General features: G+C 65.6%; 20 protein-coding genes and 2 tRNA genes. 15 read left to right on the forward strand and 7 right to left on the reverse strand.

Features of this window, described 5'->3' with window-relative positions; genetic code table 11:
• Nucleotides 1-37: 37 nt before the first annotated feature.
• The 3 genes from ON062_RS09830 to pepN all read right to left on the reverse strand — a co-directional run bounded on the left by ON062_RS09830 (nucleotide 38) and on the right by pepN (nucleotide 4,223).
• Nucleotides 38-511, reverse strand: coding sequence for a globin (locus tag ON062_RS09830; RefSeq protein WP_274646954.1), 474 nt, complete (start codon nucleotides 509-511; stop codon nucleotides 38-40).
• Nucleotides 511-1,608 (reverse strand): mechanosensitive ion channel family protein, encoded by a 1,098-nt coding sequence (locus ON062_RS09835; RefSeq protein WP_274646955.1) that lies wholly within the window; start codon nucleotides 1,606-1,608, stop codon nucleotides 511-513. Before ON062_RS09835 ends, ON062_RS09830 begins: the two co-directional genes overlap by 1 nt.
• A 68-nt stretch (nucleotides 1,609-1,676) precedes the next feature.
• A complete protein-coding gene (gene pepN, locus ON062_RS09840; RefSeq protein ID WP_274646956.1) occupies nucleotides 1,677-4,223 on the reverse strand; it encodes an aminopeptidase N in 2,547 nt (848 codons plus the stop codon).
• A 231-nt stretch (nucleotides 4,224-4,454) separates the two neighbouring features.
• On the opposite strand from pepN, the gene ON062_RS09845 reads away from it, so the two are divergent.
• The 7 genes from ON062_RS09845 to ON062_RS09875 all read left to right on the forward strand — a co-directional run bounded on the left by ON062_RS09845 (nucleotide 4,455) and on the right by ON062_RS09875 (nucleotide 11,495).
• The gene (locus ON062_RS09845; protein ID WP_274647059.1) at nucleotides 4,455-5,615 is read left to right on the forward strand and encodes a ferrochelatase; all 1,161 of its coding nucleotides are present in this window, start codon (nucleotides 4,455-4,457) and stop codon (nucleotides 5,613-5,615) included.
• A 20-nt stretch (nucleotides 5,616-5,635) separates the two neighbouring features.
• Entirely contained in the window at nucleotides 5,636-6,178 is a 543-nt protein-coding gene (locus ON062_RS09850) for a ribose-5-phosphate isomerase (RefSeq protein ID WP_274646957.1), read from the forward strand.
• Nucleotides 6,179-6,184: 6 nt separating this feature from the next.
• A complete protein-coding gene (locus tag ON062_RS09855) occupies nucleotides 6,185-7,183 on the forward strand; it encodes an Fpg/Nei family DNA glycosylase (protein ID WP_274646958.1) in 999 nt (332 codons plus the stop codon).
• A gap of 35 nt (nucleotides 7,184-7,218) precedes the next feature.
• Nucleotides 7,219-7,860, forward strand: coding sequence for an FMN-binding negative transcriptional regulator (locus ON062_RS09860; RefSeq protein WP_274646959.1), 642 nt, complete (start codon nucleotides 7,219-7,221; stop codon nucleotides 7,858-7,860).
• Complete coding sequence (locus ON062_RS09865; protein ID WP_274646960.1) at nucleotides 7,857-9,362, forward strand: amidohydrolase; 1,506 nt, start codon at nucleotides 7,857-7,859, stop codon at nucleotides 9,360-9,362. The genes ON062_RS09860 and ON062_RS09865 overlap by 4 nt, the downstream gene beginning before the upstream one ends.
• A 130-nt stretch (nucleotides 9,363-9,492) precedes the next feature.
• Nucleotides 9,493-10,842, forward strand: coding sequence for a sensor histidine kinase (locus ON062_RS09870; RefSeq protein WP_274646961.1), 1,350 nt, complete (start codon nucleotides 9,493-9,495; stop codon nucleotides 10,840-10,842).
• On the forward strand, nucleotides 10,839-11,495 hold the full coding sequence (locus ON062_RS09875; protein WP_274646962.1) for a response regulator transcription factor: 657 nt from the start codon (nucleotides 10,839-10,841) through the stop codon (nucleotides 11,493-11,495). Before ON062_RS09870 ends, ON062_RS09875 begins: the two co-directional genes overlap by 4 nt.
• 63 nt (nucleotides 11,496-11,558) lie before the next feature.
• Here ON062_RS09875 and ON062_RS09880 read toward each other — a convergent pair whose 3' ends face one another.
• On the reverse strand, nucleotides 11,559-12,044 hold the full coding sequence (locus ON062_RS09880; protein WP_274646963.1) for a Dps family protein: 486 nt from the start codon (nucleotides 12,042-12,044) through the stop codon (nucleotides 11,559-11,561).
• A gap of 167 nt (nucleotides 12,045-12,211) precedes the next feature.
• Here ON062_RS09880 and ON062_RS09885 point away from each other — a divergent pair, with 167 nt between their 5' ends.
• Nucleotides 12,212-12,742: a gamma carbonic anhydrase family protein gene (locus ON062_RS09885; RefSeq protein ID WP_274646964.1), complete on the forward strand. Its 531-nt coding sequence runs from the start codon at nucleotides 12,212-12,214 to the stop codon at nucleotides 12,740-12,742.
• Between the two features lie 24 nt (nucleotides 12,743-12,766).
• Here the strand turns inward: ON062_RS09885 and ON062_RS09890 are convergent.
• Nucleotides 12,767-12,840, reverse strand: a tRNA-Gly gene (locus ON062_RS09890).
• A 149-nt stretch (nucleotides 12,841-12,989) separates the two neighbouring features.
• Here ON062_RS09890 and ON062_RS09895 point away from each other — a divergent pair.
• The 5 genes from ON062_RS09895 to clpX all read left to right on the forward strand — a co-directional run bounded on the left by ON062_RS09895 (nucleotide 12,990) and on the right by clpX (nucleotide 17,498).
• Nucleotides 12,990-13,063: transfer RNA gene (locus ON062_RS09895), tRNA-Pro, on the forward strand.
• A 75-nt stretch (nucleotides 13,064-13,138) separates the two neighbouring features.
• On the forward strand, nucleotides 13,139-14,608 hold the full coding sequence (gene tig / locus ON062_RS09900; RefSeq protein WP_274646965.1) for a trigger factor: 1,470 nt from the start codon (nucleotides 13,139-13,141) through the stop codon (nucleotides 14,606-14,608).
• 147 nt (nucleotides 14,609-14,755) lie between these two features.
• Nucleotides 14,756-15,340 carry an ATP-dependent Clp protease proteolytic subunit gene (locus ON062_RS09905; protein WP_274646966.1) on the forward strand — a complete coding sequence of 195 codons (585 nt, stop codon included), beginning with the start codon at nucleotides 14,756-14,758 and terminating at the stop codon, nucleotides 15,338-15,340.
• A 33-nt stretch (nucleotides 15,341-15,373) separates the two neighbouring features.
• On the forward strand, nucleotides 15,374-16,042 hold the full coding sequence (locus ON062_RS09910; protein WP_274646967.1) for an ATP-dependent Clp protease proteolytic subunit: 669 nt from the start codon (nucleotides 15,374-15,376) through the stop codon (nucleotides 16,040-16,042).
• Between the two features lie 187 nt (nucleotides 16,043-16,229).
• Complete coding sequence (clpX, locus tag ON062_RS09915; protein ID WP_274646968.1) at nucleotides 16,230-17,498, forward strand: ATP-dependent Clp protease ATP-binding subunit ClpX; 1,269 nt, start codon at nucleotides 16,230-16,232, stop codon at nucleotides 17,496-17,498.
• 63 nt (nucleotides 17,499-17,561) lie between these two features.
• Here the strand turns inward: clpX and ON062_RS09920 are convergent, their stop codons facing one another.
• Complete coding sequence (locus ON062_RS09920; protein ID WP_274646969.1) at nucleotides 17,562-19,613, reverse strand: M3 family metallopeptidase; 2,052 nt, start codon at nucleotides 19,611-19,613, stop codon at nucleotides 17,562-17,564.
• A 91-nt stretch (nucleotides 19,614-19,704) separates the two neighbouring features.
• On the opposite strand from ON062_RS09920, the gene ON062_RS09925 reads away from it, so the two are divergent.
• The gene (locus ON062_RS09925; protein ID WP_274646970.1) at nucleotides 19,705-20,322 is read left to right on the forward strand and encodes a transcriptional regulator; all 618 of its coding nucleotides are present in this window, start codon (nucleotides 19,705-19,707) and stop codon (nucleotides 20,320-20,322) included.
• On the forward strand, nucleotides 20,319-21,596 hold the full coding sequence (locus ON062_RS09930; protein WP_274646971.1) for an MFS transporter: 1,278 nt from the start codon (nucleotides 20,319-20,321) through the stop codon (nucleotides 21,594-21,596). The genes ON062_RS09925 and ON062_RS09930 overlap by 4 nt, the downstream gene beginning before the upstream one ends.
• 2 nt (nucleotides 21,597-21,598) lie before the next feature.
• On the opposite strand, the gene ON062_RS09935 is transcribed toward ON062_RS09930, so the two are convergent.
• Complete coding sequence (locus ON062_RS09935) at nucleotides 21,599-21,841, reverse strand: hypothetical protein (protein ID WP_274646972.1); 243 nt, start codon at nucleotides 21,839-21,841, stop codon at nucleotides 21,599-21,601.

Raw genomic sequence — 21,841 nt, forward strand, 5'->3', positions numbered from 1 at the left:
CCTTCGTCGAGGGGAGGGGGTGTGCGTACTCGTGGGATCAGCGTGGCGGGTCTGTGGAGGGGTTCAGAGGCAGCGACGTGGTCGTGCGGCCGCCGGCGGTCGGTCCGATGCCGGTGGGTTCGAACGTGTTGACCATCGCGTGTGCCGCCCGCTGCAGGTAGTCCCACAGCGTGGCTTCATGAAGCGGTGACAGATCGAGCTCGTCGACAGCGCGTCGCATGTGCAGCAACCAGCGGTCTCGTGCGTCGGGGTTCACGTGGAACCCGGCGTGGCGCATGCGCAGGCGAGGGTGGCCCCGCTGTTGGCTGTACGTGGTCGGTCCGCCCCAGTACTGCTCGAGAAACATCAGCAGGCGATCCGATGCGGGCCCGAGGTCTTCCTCGGGGTACATGGGCCGCAGTACCTCGTCCTCGGCGACTCCGCGGTAGAAGCCGTCGACGAGGCGTGCGAACGTCTCTCGTCCACCGACCTCGTCGTAGAACGAGATGACCCCTTCTGCATCCTCAGCCATCACTTCTCCTTCTCAGCGTTGCCACTAGGCCCGGCACCCTCATCAGGTTCAGGTGCCGCCGGCGTCTCTGTTCCGCGCTTGGGCTTCCACACGGGGCGCGCGGCGGGAGCGACGGCAATCGGCTGGGGCTTGGTCTTGGGTGGGTTGGCACCGCGCACTCGCTGGGCGCCGTCGATGCCCGTCGGTATCACGCTCGCCATTCCCGGAAGGGACAGGCCCGCGGCATCCGCAGCGCTCTTCAGGCGTCGCCGCAGTTCGGCCGCCACGTCGTCCTTGGCGTTGGCACGGGTCTTCATCACCAGGCGCACGATGATCGCGTCGCCGGTGATCGACTCGAGCCCCCAGATCTCGGGTTGCTCGATGATCCGGGTGCGCCATTTCGGGTCGCGCGCGAGTTCGTTCGCGGCATCGAGGAGTGCGCCCTCGGCAGCGACGGTGTCGGCGTCGAGGGGGAGAGCAAGATCGATGATCACGCGTGACCATCCCTGCGATAGGTTGCCGATTCGGGTGATCTCGCCGTTTCGTACGTACCACAGCGTTCCGTTGACGTCGCGAACGTGCGTCACCCGTACGCTGACGTATTCGACGATTCCGGATGCCAGGCCCACGTCGACCACGTCGCCGATGCCGATCTGGTCCTCGGCGACGATGAATATTCCGTTGAGGACATCCTTCACGATGTTCTGCGCACCGAAGCCGAGGCCAGCCCCGATTGCGGCGGTCAGCAGCGTGAGTGAGCCCAAGGCGGTGGGCGCGAGGATCGTGACGATGAGGAGGGCGGCGATGATGACGATCGCCACGTTCACGATGTTGCTCAGGATCGAGCCGAGCGTGCGCGTGCGCTGCACGAGACGCACGGATGCCAGTGGCGAGCGCTCGAGTGCTTGAGTGTCCTCCACCCGAGCTTTCGACTTGGCGCCGGAGACGATGCGATCAACCACACGGCGGATGATCAGTCGGCAAATCCACGAGACGAGTACGGCGACGACGACGACGGCCGTCACCTTGATCAGTGACCACCCGGCGTCGATGAAGAAGTCGCCGACTTGGGTCCATAGGACCGGGTCGGTGACGTCGGGAGCAGAAGTGCGGAGCATCGAGTTGATCCTAACGACGGATGCCCCGGGCGCACCTGAGTGCGGGCCGGGGCATCCGATTCGATCGACTACTGCGCGTCGCGGTCCTGCACGCTGAGTGCGCGCTCGACGCCGGCGAGGTTCTCGGCGACCAGTCGGCGCAAGGCGGGAGCGGCATCCGCATGTGCGGAAAGCCATGCACGCGTGGCATCGCGCAACTCGACACTGGCGAGGGCTGCCGGGTACAGGCCCGCGATCAGGTACTCCGCGATCTTGTACGTGCGGGTGTTCCAGATCGGCAGGATCATGTCGAAGTAGGGCTCGATGAACGAGGGAAGCACCTCGACGCCCGCGGGGCTGGTGAAGCCGAGAGCGCTCATGCGCACGATCGTGTTCGGCAGGTCGGCGTTGTCGATCAACGAAGACCACGCGGCGCGCTTGGCTTCGAGTGTCGGAATCGACGCGCGTGCTTGAGCGGCGAACTCGCCGCCCTTGGCCGTGTTGTCGGCCGCCAGAGCGGCGTCGATGTCCTCCGACGTGACGAGGGAGCCGGCGGCCAGGGACACCAGCAGCTGCCACGACAGGTCGGTGTCGATCTCGAGACCATCGAGGACGATCTCTCCGGAACGGATGCCGCTGACGGTCTGCCAGTGTGCGGGCGTGCACGCGGCGCTAGCGAACGAGGTGACGAACTGCAGCTGGCTGTCACTCCCGGCATCCGCTGACTGTGCCAGCTGCCACAGGGCATCGGCGACCTTCTCGCGCGTCGCGGTGCGTGCGGCGGGCGTGACATAGGAGTTGGCGGCGAGCTGCAGCTGCGCGAGCGTGGTGCGGACGGTCGTCGATTCGGTCTCGCTCCCGATGTTGCGAAGCACCAGGTCGACGTAGTCGCTGGCGGAGGCTTCGGCATCCCGAGTCTGATCCCACGCCGCACCCCACACCAACGAGCGCGCGAGCGGGTCGGTGATGCGCGCCAGGTGACTCACGGCCGTCTCGAGCGAGCGGTCATCGAGGCGGATCTTGGCGTAGGCGAGGTCGTCGTCGTTCAGCAGGACGAGATCAGGGCGCTCGAGGCCCTTGAGCTCGGGCACCTCGGTGAGGTCTCCGTCGACGTCCAGTTCGATGTGGTGCACGCGCTCGAGCGCGTCGCCGGAGAGCTGGTAGAACCCGACGCCCAGGCGGTGCGGGCGGATCGTGGGATAGTCCGCGGGGGCCGTCTGGACGATGGCGAAGCGCGTGATGCGTCCCGCGGCATCCGTGACGATTTCGGGGGACAACGTGTTGACACCTGCCGTTTCGAGCCACTTCTTGGACCACGTCGACAGGTCGCGCCCGCTCGTCGCCTCGAGTTCGGTGAGCAGATCACTCAGTTCGGTGTTCGACCACTGGTGCTTGCGGAAGTACGCGCCGACGCCAGCGAAGAACTCCTCGATTCCGACCCATGCGGCCAGTTGCTTGAGCACCGATCCGCCCTTGGCGTAGGTGATGCCGTCGAAGTTCACCTGCACATCATCGAGGTCGTTGATCTCGGCGACGACGGGGTGCGTTGACGGCAGCTGGTCTTGGCGGTAGGCCCAGGTCTTCTCCATCGCGTTGAACGTGGTCCATGCGCCAGTCCACTCGGTGGCCTCTGCCGTGGCGATCGTCGATGCCCACTCGGCGAAGGACTCGTTGAGCCACAGGTCGTTCCACCACTTCATGGTGACCAGGTCGCCGAACCACATGTGGGCCAGCTCGTGCAGGATCGTCACCACACGGCGTTCCTTGACGGCATCGGTGACCTTCGAGCGGAAGACGTAGGTCTCGGTGAAAGTCACCGCGCCGGCGTTCTCCATCGCGCCCGCATTGAACTCGGGGACGAACAGCTGGTCGTACTTCGCGAACGGGTAAGGAACACCGAACTTGGACTCGAAGTAGGCAAACCCTTCGCGGGTCTTGTCGAAGATGTAGTCCGCGTCGAGGTACTGCCACAGGCTCTTGCGGGCGAACACGCCCAGCGGAATGACGCGGCCCGAGGCGCTGGTGAGCTCGGACGACACCGACTCGTACGGACCAGCGATCAGTGCGGTGATGTACGACGAGATTTTCGGCGTCGGCTCGAAGGCCCACGTCGCAACGCCGTCGCCCTGAGGCGTGGGCTCGGGGGTGGGGGAGTTGGAGACGACCTTCCACTCAGCCGAGGCGGTCACCGTGAATGCGAAGGTGGCCTTGAGGTCGGGCTGCTCGAACACCGCGAACACGCGGCGCGAGTCGGGTACCTCGAACTGCGAGTACAGGTACACCTCGCCATCCACCGGGTCGACGAAGCGGTGGAGGCCCTCACCAGTGTTGGTGTACAGGCAGTCCGCGTCGACGATCAGCTCGTTGGACTCGGCCAGGCCGGTAAGCGCGATCCGCGAGTCCGCGAAGGCGGTCGCGGGGTCGATGCTCTGTCCGTTGAGGGTGATCTCGCGGATGTCCCGCGCGATGAGGTCGATGAAAGTCGATGCTCCGGCCGTTGCGGCGAAGCGGATCACGGTGCGCGATCCGAAGACCTGCGCGCCCTTCGTCAGGTCGAGGGCGATGTCGTACGACTGAGTGTCGACGACCGCGCGGCGCTCCTGCGCTTCGATCCGGGTGAGGTTCTCTCCAGGCACTGCTCTTCTCCCGTGGGTAGGGGTGGGATGGGGGACGGGCGGCGATCCCGCGTCCGTCGGGGGCAGCCGTCGGCAGTGATGGCGTCGACGACAACCACACCAGCCTACGTCAGGGCGCGCGCAGCGCCGCGCCTACCACACAACCTCATCGCTGCAGTGCGGTGCGAGGATGGAGGCGTGAGTTCGCACACCCCGAGTGAAGTTCCCCCGCCCGTCGCCGACGTCACGCCGGTGTTGCACGCGTCCCCTGCAGCCTCGAGCGGACCAGCCCACGTCGAGGAACCCGTCGCGTACGACGCGATCCTGCTCGCAGGATTCGGAGGACCGGAGGGGCAGGGAGACGTCATCCCCTTCCTTCGCAACGTCACGCGGGGCCGCGGAATCCCCGACGAGCGACTCGAGGAGGTGGCACATCACTACCGCCACTTCGATGGAGTCAGTCCCATCAACGCGCAGAATCGGGCGCTCAAGGCCGCGCTCGAAGCCGAGCTCGCGAGCCGCGGCATCGACCTACCGGTGTATTGGGGCAACCGCAACTGGGCGCCATACCTTCATGAGGCAGTGAGCGAGGCCGCGCAGGCGGGGGACACCAACCTTCTCGGGCTGGCCACGAGCGCCTACTCGTCGTTCTCGAGCTGCCGGCAGTATCGCGAAGATTTCGCTAGTGCGGTGGAGCAGGCGGGAGTACAGGACTCCGTCACGATCGACAAAGTCCGACAGTTCTTCGATCACCCGGGCTTCGTGCAGCCGTTCATCGACGGGGTGCGCGATGCCGTGGCGGGCTTCATCGCAGACGACATCGCCCCCGCGAAGATCCACGTGCTGTTCTCCACCCACAGCATCCCGACCGCCGACGCGCAGCGGTCCGGTCCGAGGGACGTCGACTTCGGTGAGGGCGGTGCGTACGCCGCGCAGCACCTCGCGGTCGCATCGGTCGTGATGGCGGCCGTCGCGCATGAGATCCCTCAGGCCGCGGATGTGCCGTGGGAGCTCGTCTACCAGTCGCGGTCGGGCCCGCCGTCGCAGCCGTGGCTCGAGCCCGATGTCAACGACGTGATCGCGGAGCTGCCCGGTCGGGGCGCGGAGGCAGTCGTCATCGTTCCCGTGGGTTTCATGAGCGACCACATGGAAGTGCTGTGGGACCTTGACACCGAAGCGACGGATGCCGCAGCCGAGGCCGGGCTCCGCTCGGTGCGCACGCCCACCCCCGGCGTGGATCCGGCGTTTGTGCGCGGACTGATCGACCTGGTCGAAGAGCGGCTGAAGGGCACGGCCGCCGCCGAGCGACCCCACGCCACCGATCTCGGCCCCTGGTTCGATGTGTGTCGCCCGGCATGCTGCGAGAACGTGCGTGCCGGCTTCAAGCCGGCCGCCGCCGGTATCGCCCCCTGATCTTCTCTAGGATCGTGACCATGCGCATACACCTCGCGACCGACCACGCCGGCCTCGAATTCTCCACGCAGCTCCAGCACCACCTGGCCGAGCAGGGGCATGAGGTCATCGACCACGGTCCGATCGAATACGACCCGCTCGATGACTATCCAGCGTTCTGCATCCGTGCGGCACAGGCCGTCGTCCGTGACCAAAACGCGGGCGTCGAAGCCCTGGGGATCGTCTTCGGTGGTTCGGGTAACGGCGAGCAGATCGCGGCGAACAAGGTGCAGGGCATCCGCGCCGCGCTCGTCTGGAGCCTCGCGACCGCCGAGCTCGCGCGCGAACACAACGACGCCAACGTGATCGCGATCGGCGCACGCCAGCACACCTTTGAGCAGGTGACCGAGTTCATCGATCGTTTCGTGTCGACGCCGTTCTCGAACGAAGAACGGCATTCGCGCCGCATCGCACAGCTCGCGGCGTACGAGACGGATGGGACGCTCGAGCCGGATCCGCGTGCCGGCGCCGGTGCAGGAGTCCTTGACGCCGACGGCAGCTCTTTCGACCCCGAGGCGGGCTGATCGACCGTGCCCGAAGGGCATTCTGTTCACCGCATCGCGCGCCAGTTCGAGCGCAACTTCGTCGGGCGCCCCGTGCGCGCGACGAGCCCGCAGGGGAGATTCGCCGAGGGTGCTGCGCTGCTTGATCAGCGCGTGCCGACGCAGGTACGCGCGGTCGGCAAGCAGATGTTCCTCGAGTTCGACCATGACGTGTGGCTGCGCGTGCACCTGGGCATGTACGGAGCGTGGGACTTTGCCGGCGAGATCGTCGTCGACCCCACCATCGCCGCCGCCAATGGGCGGATGGGGCAGACGAATCAGCGCGGCACCGATCTCGAAACGCCGATTCTGGATGCCGCGGGGGAGAACTCGCTGACGTCGATCGGTGCGCCGCGTCGCGCCCGCGTGCACGTGCGGATGAGTGAGCAGACGCGAGGGTTGGATGACGACGGCGACGAGTGGCCGCCCCCCGTGGTCGGTCAGGTGCGACTGCGTCTGTTGACGGATGCCACGTGCGCCGATCTGAGAGGCCCCACGGCGTGTGAGGTGCGCACAGCCGATGAGGTAGCGGCCGTGATCAGCAAGCTCGGGCCGGATCCCTTGGTCGATGACCACGCCGAGGGCGAGGAACGGTTCGTTTCGGTCGTCCGGCGTAAGCCCACGCCGATCGGTCTGCTTCTGATGGATCAGGCGGTCGTCAGCGGAATCGGAAACGTCTACCGCGCCGAGATTCTCTTCCGGGCGCGACAGAATCCGCACACACCCGGCCGCGATGTGCGCGAAGAGGTCGTGCGCGACATGTGGCGCGACTGGACCCGACTCCTGCAGATCGGAGTCGAGACGGGCCAGATGATGACGATGGACGACCTTGACCCCGACGCCTATCGTCGTGCCATGGCGCATCGTGATGATCGGCACTGGGTGTACCACCGCGCCGGGCTGCCGTGCCGCGTGTGCGGCACCGCCGTCATCGTTGAAGAAGCGGCGTCACGCAAGCTGTACTGGTGCCCGAGCTGCCAAGCGTGAGCACGGCGGCAACCCCGGGCTCGTAGGCTGTGAACATGCGTCAGAATCCCAGTTTCGTGCTGTCGGACGTGAGCGAGATCCGTCGCCTGATCGATGCGAACCCGTGGGTGACGATCGTGAGCGACGTCGACGGAGCTCTCGTGGCATCCCACTACGCGGTCCTCCTCGACCCTGACCGGGATGACCTGACGATCGTGGGGCATGTCGGGCGCCCGGATGACGTCATTCTGGGACTAGGGGAGAGAGAGCTGCTCGTCATCGTGCAGGGCCCCCATGGTTATGTGTCGCCCGGATGGTATGAAGAAGCCGCCAATGTGCCCACATGGAACTTCATCTCGGTCCACTTGAGTGGTGTGCCCGAGATCCTCTCGCCGGCGGAGAACCTGCAGGTACTGGAGAGACTGGTGGCACGTTTCGAACGAGAGATGCCGCAGCCGCGGCTGCTGTGGGAGGCACCGAACGACCCCGCATTCGTCGAGAAGCTCGAGCGCGGGACGATCGGGTTCCGGCTGACCCCGCAACGAGTGGTCGGCAAGCGCAAGCTCAGCCAGAACCGTCCTGACGAGACCGTCGAGACGATCATCGCTCACTTGAACGCGGCGGCCACGCCCTACGCAGATCCGCGTCTCGCGGGCGAGATGCAGCGTGACCTCGACGCGCGGCGGGCTGCCCGATGACTCTGTCGCACGGTGACCACGTCGACGTGATCGCTCGCGCACGGATTGCGGCGCCCGAGCGGTTCGACCCGTTCGGTGATGAGCTCGTCGACGTGCACATGGCCGAGGGGGCGATCGTCGACATTGCACCGTCCGGGGCACTCCCACGTCACGGGCGGGTGGTCGACGCCGATGGTGCGTGGCTGATTCCAGGGCTCTGGGATCACCACGTCCACGTGACCCAGTGGGCGATGTCGGCCACACGTGAGCCGCTCGGGCACGTCACAACCGCTGCCCAGGCTGCTGCGGTTATGTCCGCGGTCGCTCCAGGAGCCGACGGGCGGCGGGTGGGCGACGGATTCCGCGATGCCTTCTGGACCGACACTCCCTCGCTCGCCGACCTGGATGCCGCGACCGGCGACGTGCCCACGTACATGATCAACGCCGACGTTCACAGCGTGTGGCTCAACTCGGCCGCGCTGCGCCGCGAGCAGATGGAGCACTCGCCGGACGGCTTTCTGCGCGAAGAGCCGGCCTTCGAGATCTCGCGCCGCCTGAACGACGTGCCCGCTCACCTGAGCGATCCGCTCGTATCGCAGATGGCCCGGGATGCCGCGGCCCGCGGTGTCGTGGGTGTGGTCGATCTCGATATGGCGTGGAACGAAGAGGCGTGGGCGCGACGGATCCGCGGGGGCTTCGACGGCCTCCGCGTGGAGTTCGGGATCTATCCGATGTTTCTCGACCGCGCACTCACCGAGGGACTCCAGACCGGCGACGTGGCGCGTGGCGCATCGAGCGATCTTGCCCGCGTCGGTCCGTTCAAGGTGATCACCGATGGCTCCCTGGGCACACGAACCGCCGCCTGCTCGCACCCGTATCCGGGTGATCCCGGCAACCGCGGCATCCTGACGGTCGATCCTGCGACGTTGGTCGACTGGATGACCCACGCCACCGCGGGTGGGCTGTCGTGTGCCGTGCACGCGATCGGTGATGTCGCAAACGCGCACGCCCTGGACGCGTTCGCAGTCACCGGCGCATGGGGCTCGATCGAGCACGCTCAATTGGTCGCGCACAGCGATATCCCGCGCTTCGCCCGACTCGGGGTGAACGCGAGCGTGCAGCCCACCCATGCCATCGACGATCGGGACTTGACCGATACGATCTGGGCGGATCAGACCGCTCACCCATATCCACTCAAGTCCCTCGCCGACTCGGGGGCGAACCTGCTGTTCGGATCGGATGCCCCGGTGTCACGCCTCGATCCGTGGGCAGCCATGGCGGCAGCGGCGTTCCGGACCGGCGATGGGCGCGAGCCATGGCGGCCCGATGAAGGCGTGTCGCTGCGTACGGCTGTCGCCGCGTCGACGCGGGGTGGATCGAATGATCCCGCGCTCATCCACCCGGGTGCGCCCGCGGACCTCGTCCTGTGCGCAGCGGACCCCCTCCACGCCGATGACGGAGCCCTGCGCGCGATGGTGGTCGGTGCGACGGTGCTGGGCGGACGGCTCACGCACGTGGCGTAGACCGACCATACGGGGGAGAACCCCCGTATGGTCGGGGTGTCCGCCGGGTTCAGATCGTCGTAGCACTCGTCGAGGCTGAAGGAAGCTGAGCCCGTGGAGCACGGGAACAAGCATCCTGAAGGAGGAAACGATGTCGCACAACACGTACGCGACGCTGTGGGCTCGAACGCCGGGGCGGGTCCTGTACATCCTGGCGGTGTTCATCCTGGCGATGACGGCCGTGAGCGTTCTTGCGTCGCTGTTCTGGACGGGCGTCGGGCTCTTGATCCTCATCGTCGGTGTGCCGATCGTCGTCGGCAGTTTGTTCGTCGCGCGCGGGTTTGCGGTTGCCGATCGGTTTCTGCTCGGGCTGACCGGATTGCCCGAGGTCTCTGAACCGCTCTGGTCTCGTGACGCTGTCGGCGACGACAGTTTCTGGAGGGTGTTCTCGCGCCCATTGCGTAGTGCGCACTACTGGGTCGCGCTGGTTCACGGGATGATCGTCTCGCCGATCGTCAGCACGATCACGTTCGTCATCACCACCGTGTGGGTCAGCGTGGCGCTCGGGGGCCTGACTTACTGGTTCTGGGGACTGTTCCTGCCGACGGACGCCGACGCGCGTTGGGGGGAGTGGGTCGCGGACCGTCTGCCCGCAGTGTTCGGGGAGTGGTCGCCAGCGTCCGTTGAGGCCTTGCTCAGCGCACTTGCGGGTCTCCTGTGCGCGATCACGCTCCCGTGGGTGATGGCAGGCCTTGCACATGCGCATCACTCCATTGTGACCGCGATGCTCGGTCGCTGGCGCTCGGACGATCTCGCAGACGAGGTGCGCGCTGAATCAGTGGCACGAGATGCCGCGGTGCAGGCCGAAGACGCGGCGTTGCGGCGGCTCGAGCGTGACATCCATGACGGCCCGCAGCAGACCCTCGTGCGGCTGCAGATGGACTTGGCATCGCTCGAACGACGCTTGGATGCCGGTGACACCGATGCCGCAGCCGAGCTGGCACGAGACTCGCGGTCGTATGCGAAGTCAGCCCTCGAAGAGTTGCGAGCGCTCTCAAGCGGCGTTGCGCCGCCCCTCCTACAGGATCGCGGCCTCGCGGCCTCACTGGAAGCCATTGCGCAGAACACCGCGATTCACGTGCACAGCAATGTGGACCCGGATGTGGATGCCGTAGCGGCGCCCGAGATCGCGCGCGCGATTTACTTCTTTGTCGCCGAACTTCTCACTAACGCCGTCAAGCATTCGCTTGCCAGCGCGATTACGCTCCAGGTCGGGGTGCGCGCCGAGACGGCGACGCAGCGATGGATCGACGTGTGGGTCGTCGACAACGGCCGCGGTGGCGCCGTGTTCCGCTCAGGGCACGGTCTTGAGGGTCTGCGGGGACGTGCGGCGGGGCTCCGCGGCATCCTGACCCTCACCTCACCGCTCGGCGGGCCGACCACCGTGGGCGTGCACATCCCGCTCGCGGCCCCGCCCCAGGCCCGTACGCTTACGCCATGACCGAAGCCGGATTGCGTGTTGCGCTGTTCGAAGACTCTGTGTTGCTTCGTGAAGGTCTCGTGCGCCTCTTCGAGGAAGCCGGCTACACCCCCGTGGGTGCCTGGGCGGATGCCGAAGACGCGGTACGCCGCGTGCGGGAAGCACAAGCGGATGTCGTGGTTCTCGATGTTCGGATGCCGCCGGAGTACCGGGACGAAGGAATCCGAGCAGCCCTGGCGATACGCGCGTCAGAACCTGACGTCGCGATTCTTGTGCTGAGTCAGTATGTCGAGGGTGTGTACGCGCGTGAACTGTTGGCGGCAGGAGAGGGCCGAGTGGGGTATCTGCTGAAGGACCGCGTCACGTCCCTCGCAGAGTTCACGGACGCGGTGCGCCGCGTGCACCAGGGCGGAACCGTACTCGATCCGCTCGTGGTGCAGGGCCTTCTGGCGAGCGCCCCGGATCCGATGAGCGCGCTCACCCCGCGAGAGCGGGATGTGCTCACCCTGATGGCCGAGGGGCGCAGCAACGGCAGCATCGCTCAGCGCCTCTTCATCGGGGTGGGCGCCGTCGAGAAGAACATCAGCTCGATCTTCGTCAAGCTTGGCCTCGAAGAATCAGGAACCGAGCATCGCCGAGTCCTCGCGGTGCTCGCCTACCTGCAGCGCCCCTGACCCTCGCGATCACACGACGATGGCCCCCGACCGAAGCGGTCAGGGGCCATCGTGACGGGACTGCTACGCGGCGACGTGCGCGAAGAGGAACCAGCGGTCCTTCTCGAGCGATTGCATGATCGCGATCGCGACATCCTGGCTGGTCAGATCGAACTCGTCGAGACCGTCGATCGCAGCCTTCACATCAGCGATGACGGCGTCCATGTCAGCGATGATCGCACGCACGGTGTCGTCCCACTGCGCGAATCCTGCCGACACAGCGGTCTTCTGCGCCTTTTCGGCGACCGTGCTCACACGAGCGTCGACGGGCAGGCCGAGGGCGACGATGCGCTCTGCAGCGGTGTCGGCGCCGTCTTGCGCGTGAGCGACGATCGTGTCGAGAAGTTCGTGAATGGCGATGAAGTTCGCGCCGCGCACGTTCCAGTGCGCCTGCTTTCCGTTGACGGCCAGCGACTGCAGGCCGATTACGACGGGGGTAAGGAACTGTGCGGCTGCCGCAGCGGCCGTCGGGTCGGCGGCGGTGGCGGGGGTGGTCTGTGTCTTGGACATGAAAGCGCCTCCATTTCGGATCCCCTGTCCCCGGGCGGGGCGGATCCTCTTGTCTGGATGCAACGCTACTCAGCTGGTGGCATTCCGCAAGCAAGCAAAGGCTCCGCTAACTCTGGCTCTGTCTGGGATTTCGCTGGAAGGCCGAGCCAAGGGCCTACGCTTCTGGCATGACCATCTCGGTACACGCATCCATTCTGGCGGTGGGCGGTCATACGCCCGTAATCGATGAGACCGCCTTCGTCGCCGACGGTGCGCGGGTGATCGGCCGCGTCACGGCGGGGGAGGGTGCGAGCATCTGGTACAACGCCGTGGTGCGCGCGGACGGCGACGAGATCACCATCGGAGCGGGCAGCAACCTTCAGGACAACGTGTCGGCTCACGTCGACCGAGGCTCTCCTTTACGGATCGGCGCAAATGTGTCGGTCGGTCACAACGCGGTGGTGCACGGTTGCACGATCGGTGACGACTCGCTGATCGGAATGGGCAGCGTCGTTCTTTCGGGCGCAGTGATCGGTGCGGGGAGTTTGGTTGCGGCTGGTGCCGTCGTGCTCGAGGGAACGGTCGTGCCGCCCGGGTCGCTGGTGGCGGGTGTGCCCGCTAAGGTGCGGCGGTCGCTCACCCCCGACGAGCAGGCCGGAATCACCGCGAATGCCGAGAATTATCGGCAACACGTGCGGGCGCACACCGAGTCGCTCTGACGCGGAACCTGTCGGCTGAGTATGTGGAGGGGATGACGGGAATCGAACCCGCACCATCAGTTTGGAAGACTGAGGCTCTACCATTGAGCTACATCCCCGCGGCGGTAATCCGCGGCATCCCACAGTGTAGTCGAATCTTTGCGGTGTCTTTGCCACTGAGCACGTACTCGCGCTTCGGAGCGAGAGTGCGGGTGCGTCGGCTAGACTGCACGGGGCCGAAATTGCATGCAACGCGTGTGAACCCGCCCGGGGCGTAGCTCAGCTTGGTAGAGCGCCCGCTTTGGGAGCGGGAAGTCGCAGGTTCAAATCCTGTCGCCCCGACATCACGGCATCCCCGCGAAACAGACCTTCAACCGCCGCGCTATCGTGCGGTCCAATCGAGGAGAACGAACAGGCATGGTGAACAGCACCGTAGAGAAGCTCAGCCCCACTCGGGTGAAGCTCCACATCACGGTCACCCCGGAAGAGCTCAAGCCGAGCATTGCTCACGCATACGAGCACATCGCACAGGACGTGCAGATCCCCGGATTCCGCAAGGGCAAGGTGCCCGCACCGATCATCGACCAGCGCATCGGCCGCGTCGCCGTTCTCGAGCACGCTGTCAGCGAGGGTCTCGACACTTTCTACCGCGAAGCCGTTGAGGCCAACGAACTGCGCGTCATGGGCCGCCCGAGCGCGGAGGTCGTCGAGTGGCCCGCCGAGAAGGACTTCTCGGGCGATCTCGAGGTTTCGGTCGAGGTGGACGTGCGCCCCGAGTTCGACCTGCCCGCATTCGAGGGAACGACCATCGAGGTCGACGCCGTCGAGGTCGACGAGTCGGCGATCGACGCGGAGCTCGACAAGCTTCGCGCGCGCTTCGGCACCCTCATCACCGTGGACCGCCCCGCGAAGTCTGGTGACTTCGTCGAGCTCGACATGATCGCCACGATCGACGGCGCGGAAATCGACCGCGCCGAGGGCGTGTCGTACGAGGTTGGCTCGGGCGAGCTGCTCGAAGGCATCGACGAAGCGATCGACTCGCTGACGGCCGGTGAAGACACCACGTTCCGCTCGAAGCTCGTTGGCGGCGACCACGCCGGTGAAGAGGCCGAGGTTGCGGTGACGGTCAAGGCTGTCAAGGAGCGCGAGCTCCCCGAGGCAGATGACGACTTCGCACAGATCGCGAGCGAGTTCGACACCATCGGCGAGCTGCGTGACAGCCTCAGCGAGCGCGTCAGCCAGCAGTCGGTCTTCACGCAGGGCTCCGCCGCGCGCGACAAGCTGATCGAAACACTGCTCGAGACGGTGGAAATCGCCGTCCCGCAGCAGCTCATCGACGACGAGGTGCACAACCACCTCGAAGGTGAAGGTCGCCTCGAGGACGACGTGCACCGCGCCGAGGTCGCAGAAGCGAGCGAGAAGCAGTTCAAGACGCAGATGCTCCTCGACAAGATCGCTGAGACGGTCAACGTCCAGGTCTCGCAGGACGAGCTCACGCAGTACATCGTGCAGTCCTCCGCGCAGTACGGCATGTCGCCCCAGGACTTCGTCAACGCTCTCCAGGAGGGCAACCAGCTGCCCGCCGTCGTCGGTGAGGTCGCGCGCAACAAGGCTCTCGCCGTCGCGCTCGGCAAGGTCACCGTCGTCGACACCAACGGCAAGACGGTCGACCTGACCGGCTTCGTCGCCGTCGAGGATGAGGACGACGCCGAGGAAGAGGCCGCCGAAGAGGCACAGGAGGTCGCGGATGCCGCGGCCGAGGCCGATGACGTCATCGAGGCTGAAGAAGCACCGGCGAAGAAGAAGCCCGCCGCCAAGAAGCCGGCCGCCAAGAAGCCGGCAGCCAAGAAGGCGCCCGCGAAGAAGGCGGACGCCGACACGGAGTGATCGCACGAGATGTGTTGATCTAGATGGGGCGGATGCTGCGGCATCCGCCCCATTTTCGTGCTCCCGATCTGCCCACGGCGAACACGGGCGAGCGAGCGCGGCCACGCCGGTAGATTCGAAGTCAAGACCACCGAAACAGGAGTGAACATGCCAGAACCGCTTATGGCGACGAGTGTCTTCGACAGGCTGCTCAAGGACCGGATCATCTGGCTCGGGTCCGAAGTGCGCGACGAGAACGCCAACGAGATCTGCGCGAAGATCCTTCTTCTCGCGGCCGAGGATGCCGAGAAGGACATCTACCTTTACATCAACTCGCCCGGCGGTTCGATCACGGCCGGAATGGCGATCTACGACACGATGCAGTTCGTTCCGAACGACATCGTCACGGTCGGTATCGGCATGGCCGCATCGATGGGCCAGTTGCTGCTCACCAGCGGAACCAAGGGCAAGCGCTACATCACGCCGAACGCGCGCGTGCTGCTTCACCAGCCCCACGGCGGATTCGGTGGCACCGCGAGCGACATCCAGACTCAGGCGCAGCTCATTCTGTCGATGAAGAAGCGACTCGCTGAGATCACATCGGCGCAGACGGGCAAGTCGGTCGAACAGATCAATGCCGACGGGGACCGTGACCGTTGGTTCACCGCGGAGGAAGCCCTGGAGTACGGCTTCGTCGATCACATCCGCGAGCACGCGGCGGACGTCACCGGCGGCGGCGGAACCGCGAGCTGACCGACGAAGGCCGAAGAGAGAGAACCTCACATCATGCACACCCCTAACTTCCCCGCGGCCCCGCAGGGCCTTCAGATGCCCGGCAGCCGCTACATCCTGCCGCAGTTCGAAGAGCGCACCGCCTACGGCTACAAGCGTCAGGACCCGTACAACAAGCTGTTCGAAGACCGCATCATCTTCCTCGGCGTGCAGGTGGACGACGCGTCCGCCGACGATGTCATGGCGCAGCTGTTGGTGCTGGAGAGCCAGGACCCGGACCGCGACATCATCATGTACATCAACTCGCCGGGCGGCTCGTTCACCGCGATGACGGCCATCTACGACACGATGCAGTTCGTCGCTCCGCAGATCCAGACGGTCGTGCTCGGGCAGGCGGCGTCGGCGGCGGCGGTGCTTCTGGCCGCTGGTACACCTGGCAAGCGACTCGCCCTCCCGAACGCGCGGATTCTCATCCACCAGCCCGCGGTCGGCGAGGCCGGACACGGCCAGGCGTCGGACATCGAGATCCAGGCAGCAGAGATTCTTCGTATGCGTACGTGGCTCGAAGAGACCCTCGCCAAGCACTCGAACAAGACGCAGGAAGAAGTCAATAAGGACATCGACCGCGACAAGATCCTCTCTGCGGACGAGGCGCTCACCTACGGTCTCGTGGACCAGGTGCTGTCCACGCGCAAGCGCACGCCGGGTGCCATCACCGCCTGAGCGAGTGTCGCCCGAAGCGCCCTCCCGCCGATCGGTGGAGGGCGCTTCGTCGTGTGCGGGGGTGGGCGTCCGCTGACAGCGGACGCCCGCCATCCACACTCTCCGTCGCAATCCCGCGCGTTGTCCGCGCCAGCAGTTAGGCTCATACCAGTGCCGGGGTCGTCTCGGCAGGACGAGGAGTCGCGTCATGGCCCGCATCGGTGAGAGTGCCGACCTGTTCAAGTGCTCGTTCTGCGGGAAGAGCCAGAAGCAGGTTCAGCAGCTCATTGCCGGACCAGGCGTCTACATCTGCGATGAGTGCGTCGAGTTGTGCAACGAGATCATCGAAGAGCGCATGGCAGAGTCCGCGTCCGGTGAGGTTGCCGAGTTCGACCTTCCCAAGCCGCGCGAGATCTTCAGCTACCTCGAGGAATACGTGGTGGGCCAGCACGCAGCAAAGCGTGCGTTGGCAGTGGCCGTGTACAACCACTACAAGCGCGTGCGGGCACACGGAACCATTCAGTCTGCGGAGCAGCGGGCCGAAGAGGTTGAGATCGCCAAGAGCAACATCCTGCTGCTCGGGCCGACCGGGTGCGGCAAGACGTACTTGGCGCAGACGCTCGCGAAGCGATTGAACGTTCCGTTCGCCGTCGCCGACGCGACCGCGCTCACGGAAGCTGGCTACGTCGGCGAAGACGTGGAAAACATTCTCCTCAAGCTGTTGCAGGCCGCCGACTTCGACACCAAGCGTGCCGAGACCGGCATCATCTATATCGACGAGGTCGACAAGATCGCGCGGAAGGCCGAGAACCCGTCGATCACGCGGGATGTTTCCGGTGAGGGCGTGCAGCAGGCGTTGCTGAAGATTCTCGAGGGCACCGTGGCTTCTGTGCCCCCGCAAGGCGGACGTAAGCACCCGCACCAGGAGTTCATTCAGATCGACACCACGAACGTGTTGTTCATCGTGGCGGGCGCGTTCGCCGGGCTCGAGGACATCATCTCGTCACGCGTCGGCAAGCACGGCATCGGCTTCGGCGCCCAGTTGCATGAAAAGGGCGACGACCTGAACCTCTTCGGCGAAGTGCGGCCCGAAGACCTTCACAAGTTCGGGTTGATTCCGGAATTCATCGGCCGTCTGCCGGTTGTGGCATCTGTCTCACCTCTCGACCGCGAGGCGTTGATGGAGATCCTCTCCGAACCGAAGAACGCCCTGGTGAAGCAGTACCAGCGAATGTTCGAACTCGACGGCGTCGAACTCGAATTCGACGACGGCGCGCTGGGAGCCATCGCCGACCTGGCTGTGGAGCGGAAGACGGGCGCGCGGGGCCTCCGCGCGATCCTTGAGGATGTACTCGGACCGATCATGTTCGAGATTCCTTCGACCGAAGATGTCGACAAGGTCATCGTTACCCAGGCCGCTGTCGAAGACGGGGCTGCGCCCACCTTCGTTCTGAGGCAGAAGCGAAAAAGCGCGTGATCGCTCGCTGATACGACAAACCGCCCCGATGCCGCTCTCGCGGTCGGGGCGGTTTGCGTTGTCTCAGCCGGTGAGGCCGCGGCGAGCCAAGAGGGGCTCGATACGGGCGTCGCGGCCGCGGAAGTCGCGGTAGGCCTCGAGCGGGTCCTTCGAACCCCCAACGCCCAGCAGCCTCTCGCGGAAGCGGTCGCCGTTGGCACGAGTCAGACCGCCGTTCTCACGGAACCACTCGACGGTGTCGGCATCGAGCACCTCGCTCCAGATGTACGAGTAGTACCCGGCGCTGTAGCCGCCTGAGAACACATGCGCGAAGTAGGTGGATGAGTAGCGCGTGGGAACCACCGGGTTGGCCAAGCCGATGTCGGCCAGGGCCGCAGCCTCGAAGAGGGCGACGTCGATATCGGCCTTGGCATCGTCGGCCGCCAGCGAATGCCAGGCCTGGTCGAGCCAGGAAGCCGCGAGATACTCGCTGGTGGCGAAGCCCTGGTTGAATGCCTCGGACTCGTGCAGTCGTGTGACGAGGTCCGCCGGGAGAGGCTCGTCTGTCTCGATGTGGCGAGCATACGAGGTGAGGATCTCGGGCCAGTAGATCCACATCTCGTTGACCTGGCTCGGGAACTCGACGAAGTCTCGGAAGACATTCGTTCCCGCGAAGTGTGGATAGGTGACCGTCGCGAACAGTCCGTGCAACGCATGCCCGAACTCGTGGAAGAGGGTGGTGACCTCGTCCAACGAGAGCAATGTGCGTTGACCGGCCGCGGGCTTGGGCACGTTGAGGTTGTTCACCACGACGGGCCGGCTGTCGCGCAGTCGAGACTGCGACACGATCGAGTTCATCCACGCGCCCCCGCGCTTGGAATCGCGGGTGTAGAGGTCGAGCACATACAAGCCGAGCTCGGACCCGTCCTCATTGTGGAGTTCGAAGACACGTGCGTCGGGATGATACGCGGGGAGATCGTGACGCTCGGTGAAAGTGACGCCGTACAGCTCGGTGGCGGCGCGGAATACACCCTGTTGGAGGACGCGTTCGGCCTCGAACCACGGACGCAACGCCGCCGTGTCGATGTCATACCGCGCGGTGCGGACCTTCTCGGTGTAGTACGCCCAGTCATGCGCTTCGAGAGGGAAGGGCTCAGGGTCGGCGTCGATTAGCGCTTGCAGCGCTTCTTGCTCGCGGCGCGCGTTCTCAGCAGCGGGCACGGCGAGCTTACGCAACAGCGTGTGGACGGCGTCGGGGGACCCGGCCGTCTGATCGGACGTGATGTACGCCGCGTGAGATGCGTACCCCAGCAGGCGCGCGCGTTCGGCGCGGAGGCGCACGATCTCGAGCAATACTGCTCGGTTGTCGTGTTCGTTGCCGCGGCGACCGCGCGCACGCGAGGCCTCGAGGATCCGTCGCCTGCTCTCTCGATTCGTCAACGACGACAATGCAGGATGCCCGGTGAAGAGGGTGAGGGTGATCAGCCACTTCCCCTCTAGTCCGCGGTCGCTCGCCGCCTGCGCCGCTGCGGACAGCGCGCCGTCGCTCAGGCCTTCAAGTTCGGAGACGTCATCAAAAACGACGGCGAGGTCGTTGGTGTCGGCGAGGAGGTTCTTCTCGAAGGTCGTCGACAGGACTGACAGGCGCTGGTTGAGGCGCGTGAGCTGTGCCTTGGCGTCCTCGTCGAGCGCCGCGCCGGCGTGCGACATTTCCTGGAAGTGGCGCTGGACGAGGTATCGCTGCTCGTCCGTCCAGTCGGACGCCTCGATCTGTTCGTGCAGCGTCTTGATGCGCCAGAACAGCGCCGAGTCCAGCTGAATTGCATCGTGATGCGCTGACATGAGGGGCGCCAGCTGCTCGTCGATCTCTTGGATCTCCTCCGTCGCATCTGCTGATGAGACTGTGTAGAACGTGTGCGCGACTTGTTCGAGTGCGCTGCCGCTCTCTTCGATCGGCACCATGGTGTTCTCGAAGGTCGGCATCGATCGAGCGCGGGTGATTCGGCTGATTTCTTCACGGTGCTGGGCGAAGGCAACGTCAAAGGCCGGTAGGTAGTGCTCGGGTCGGATGAGTCGGTAGTCCGGCAGTCCGTAGGGGAGGGTGGACGGGGTGAGTAGCGGGTTCTCGGAGGGCATGGATCGAGCCTAAACCGATCGCCCTCGCGTGCAAACAAATTTTTGCAAAGAAAATCTTGCAAAGAAACCTTTGCAGTCTTACTCTGAGGGCATGGCAGGGGAAGAGAGCCCATCGTTGGCGGGGCGAAAGCATGAGGAGCGGATCCTCGACACCGGTGCGTTGCGTGCGCTCGCTCATCCGCTTCGTGTGAAGATCTACAACATCCTCAGCCAGTACGGGCCGCAGACCGCCAGTTCGCTTGCTGAGCGGTTGGGGGAGTCTTCGGGCTCGACGAGCTATCACCTGCGTGCGCTGGCCAAACATGACCTGATTCGAGAGTGTTCGGACCGGGGAACCGCACGCGAGCGCTGGTGGGAGCGTCCGCAGGGATCGGTATCGTTCGCAAACCCCGACTCGATCACAACGCCTGCTGGCCGTGCGGCGACGCAGGTGGTGATGACGGAGTTCCTTCGTGACCGAAATGAAGAACTACTCACCTTCGTCGTGCGGGGAATCTCCGGCGAACCGAAGCGGTGGCAGGAATCGTCGATGATTTCTACGGCGACAGCGCGGCTCACGCCGGAACAGGCCCAGGCGCTCAGCGAGCGACTCATGGCGATTATCGACGAGACGGTGGCGGAGTATCGCGATCAGACAGGCGACGACGTGCGGGCGGTCTCGATCCGCAACGACGTGTTCCCGCTCCCTGCCGAAGGAGAGTCGCGATGAGCGCGACCACCGACCACCTCGCCGCGGTCACAGGTCCGGAACCTCGTCCTCCCCGCCCCACGCTCGGTCGCGACTTCTCGAAGCTGTGGACGGCAGCGGCATTCAGCAACCTCGCCGACGGCGTCGGCCGGCTTGCTGTGCCACTGATCGCCACCACACTCACCGACGACCCGCTCATGATCGCCGCCCTCGGAGCGCTTGCTTTCGTCCCTTGGCTCCTCTTTGGACTGCCCGCCGGAATGATCGTCGACCGCTTCGATCGTCGCCGGGTGATGGCTCTCGCCAATGTGCTGCGCGGCGCGATCGCGCTCTGGCTGGCGGTGCTCACGGCGACGGATCAGCTGACGGTGTGGTGGCTATTCGCAGCCACACTCGTGTTTGGGCTTGGTGAGACTCTGTTCGACAATGCCACGAACGCGGTCGTTCCGAGCGTGGTGCCGCGCCCGGCACTCGATCGAGCGAACGGTTTCATGCAGGCGGCTCAGATCACGATCGACAGTTTCATCGCAGCGCCGATCGGTGGTGTGTTGTTCGCCGTCTCCATGGCGCTGCCGCTGTGGCTCGGATCGGTGGGCTACATCGTTCCTGTCGTGCTGGCCATTCTCCTGCCACTGTCGGCTGCGCGCCCGCTCCGTGATTCACCGAGCCCTGACGATGCCGCCGACTCGCGGCCATCCACGCGTGATGCGCTGGCTTATCTCATCCACCACCGGTTTCTGCGGTCGATGGTTGTGTTCACCTCCGTGGTGGGCTGTGCGTTCGCCTTCGGCCAAGCGGCGAGCCTGCTGTACTTCCTCGATGAGTTGGCGATTCCCGCAGCCGCGGTGGGAATCGTCACCGCGGGTATCGGGCTGGGCGCGCTGGGCGGTTCGCTGATCGCATCGACGTTGGTGGCCAAGTTCGGCCGTGGACCGGTGCTCCTCGGCGCGAACGTCGCCGCAGCGCTGGCCCTCGTCGCGGTGTGGGCCGCGCCCGAAGTGATCACGGGAATCGTGGCGTACGCGCTCATGGCGGCGGCGGTGTCGATCTGGAACGTGCCGTGGGGCGCGCTTCGTCAGGCCATCGTGCCGGGTGAACTCTTCGGCCGCGTGCTCGGGGTCAGCCGAACCTTGACATGGGGGCTGTTCCCGTTTGCCACCATCCTGGGTGGCCTCGTCGCCCGCATCGATCTGCGTCTGCCGTTCCTGATCGCAGGAATCGTGACATCCGTGGCGGTCTTGTTCGGCGCGCGCCTGCTCCTTGAAGCATCCCGCCACACGTCTCCGGAGAGGTAACGTCACTCCTCGTCGTCGGAGTGCCCCACGATCGCGGCGCCGTCTGGTCCTACCGTGACGACGATTCCTGAGTCGAGCTCAGCGATCGGGCGCCCCTCCAGCCATGTGAGCGTCCACCGCTGTCGGGGCTGACCGAGCTGGTCGCCCGGAAGGGCAGCATCGACGCTGCGCACGGCTTCGACGAGCGCAGCGGGGAGAGTGCGCGGCGGCTCGTCGCCGCTCGTCCAGCGGGTTCCGAGTTGCAT

Origin of the sequence: Microbacterium sp. C7(2022), from assembly GCF_028823665.1 — a bacterium.
Classification (GTDB): Bacteria; Actinomycetota; Actinomycetes; order Actinomycetales; family Microbacteriaceae; genus Microbacterium.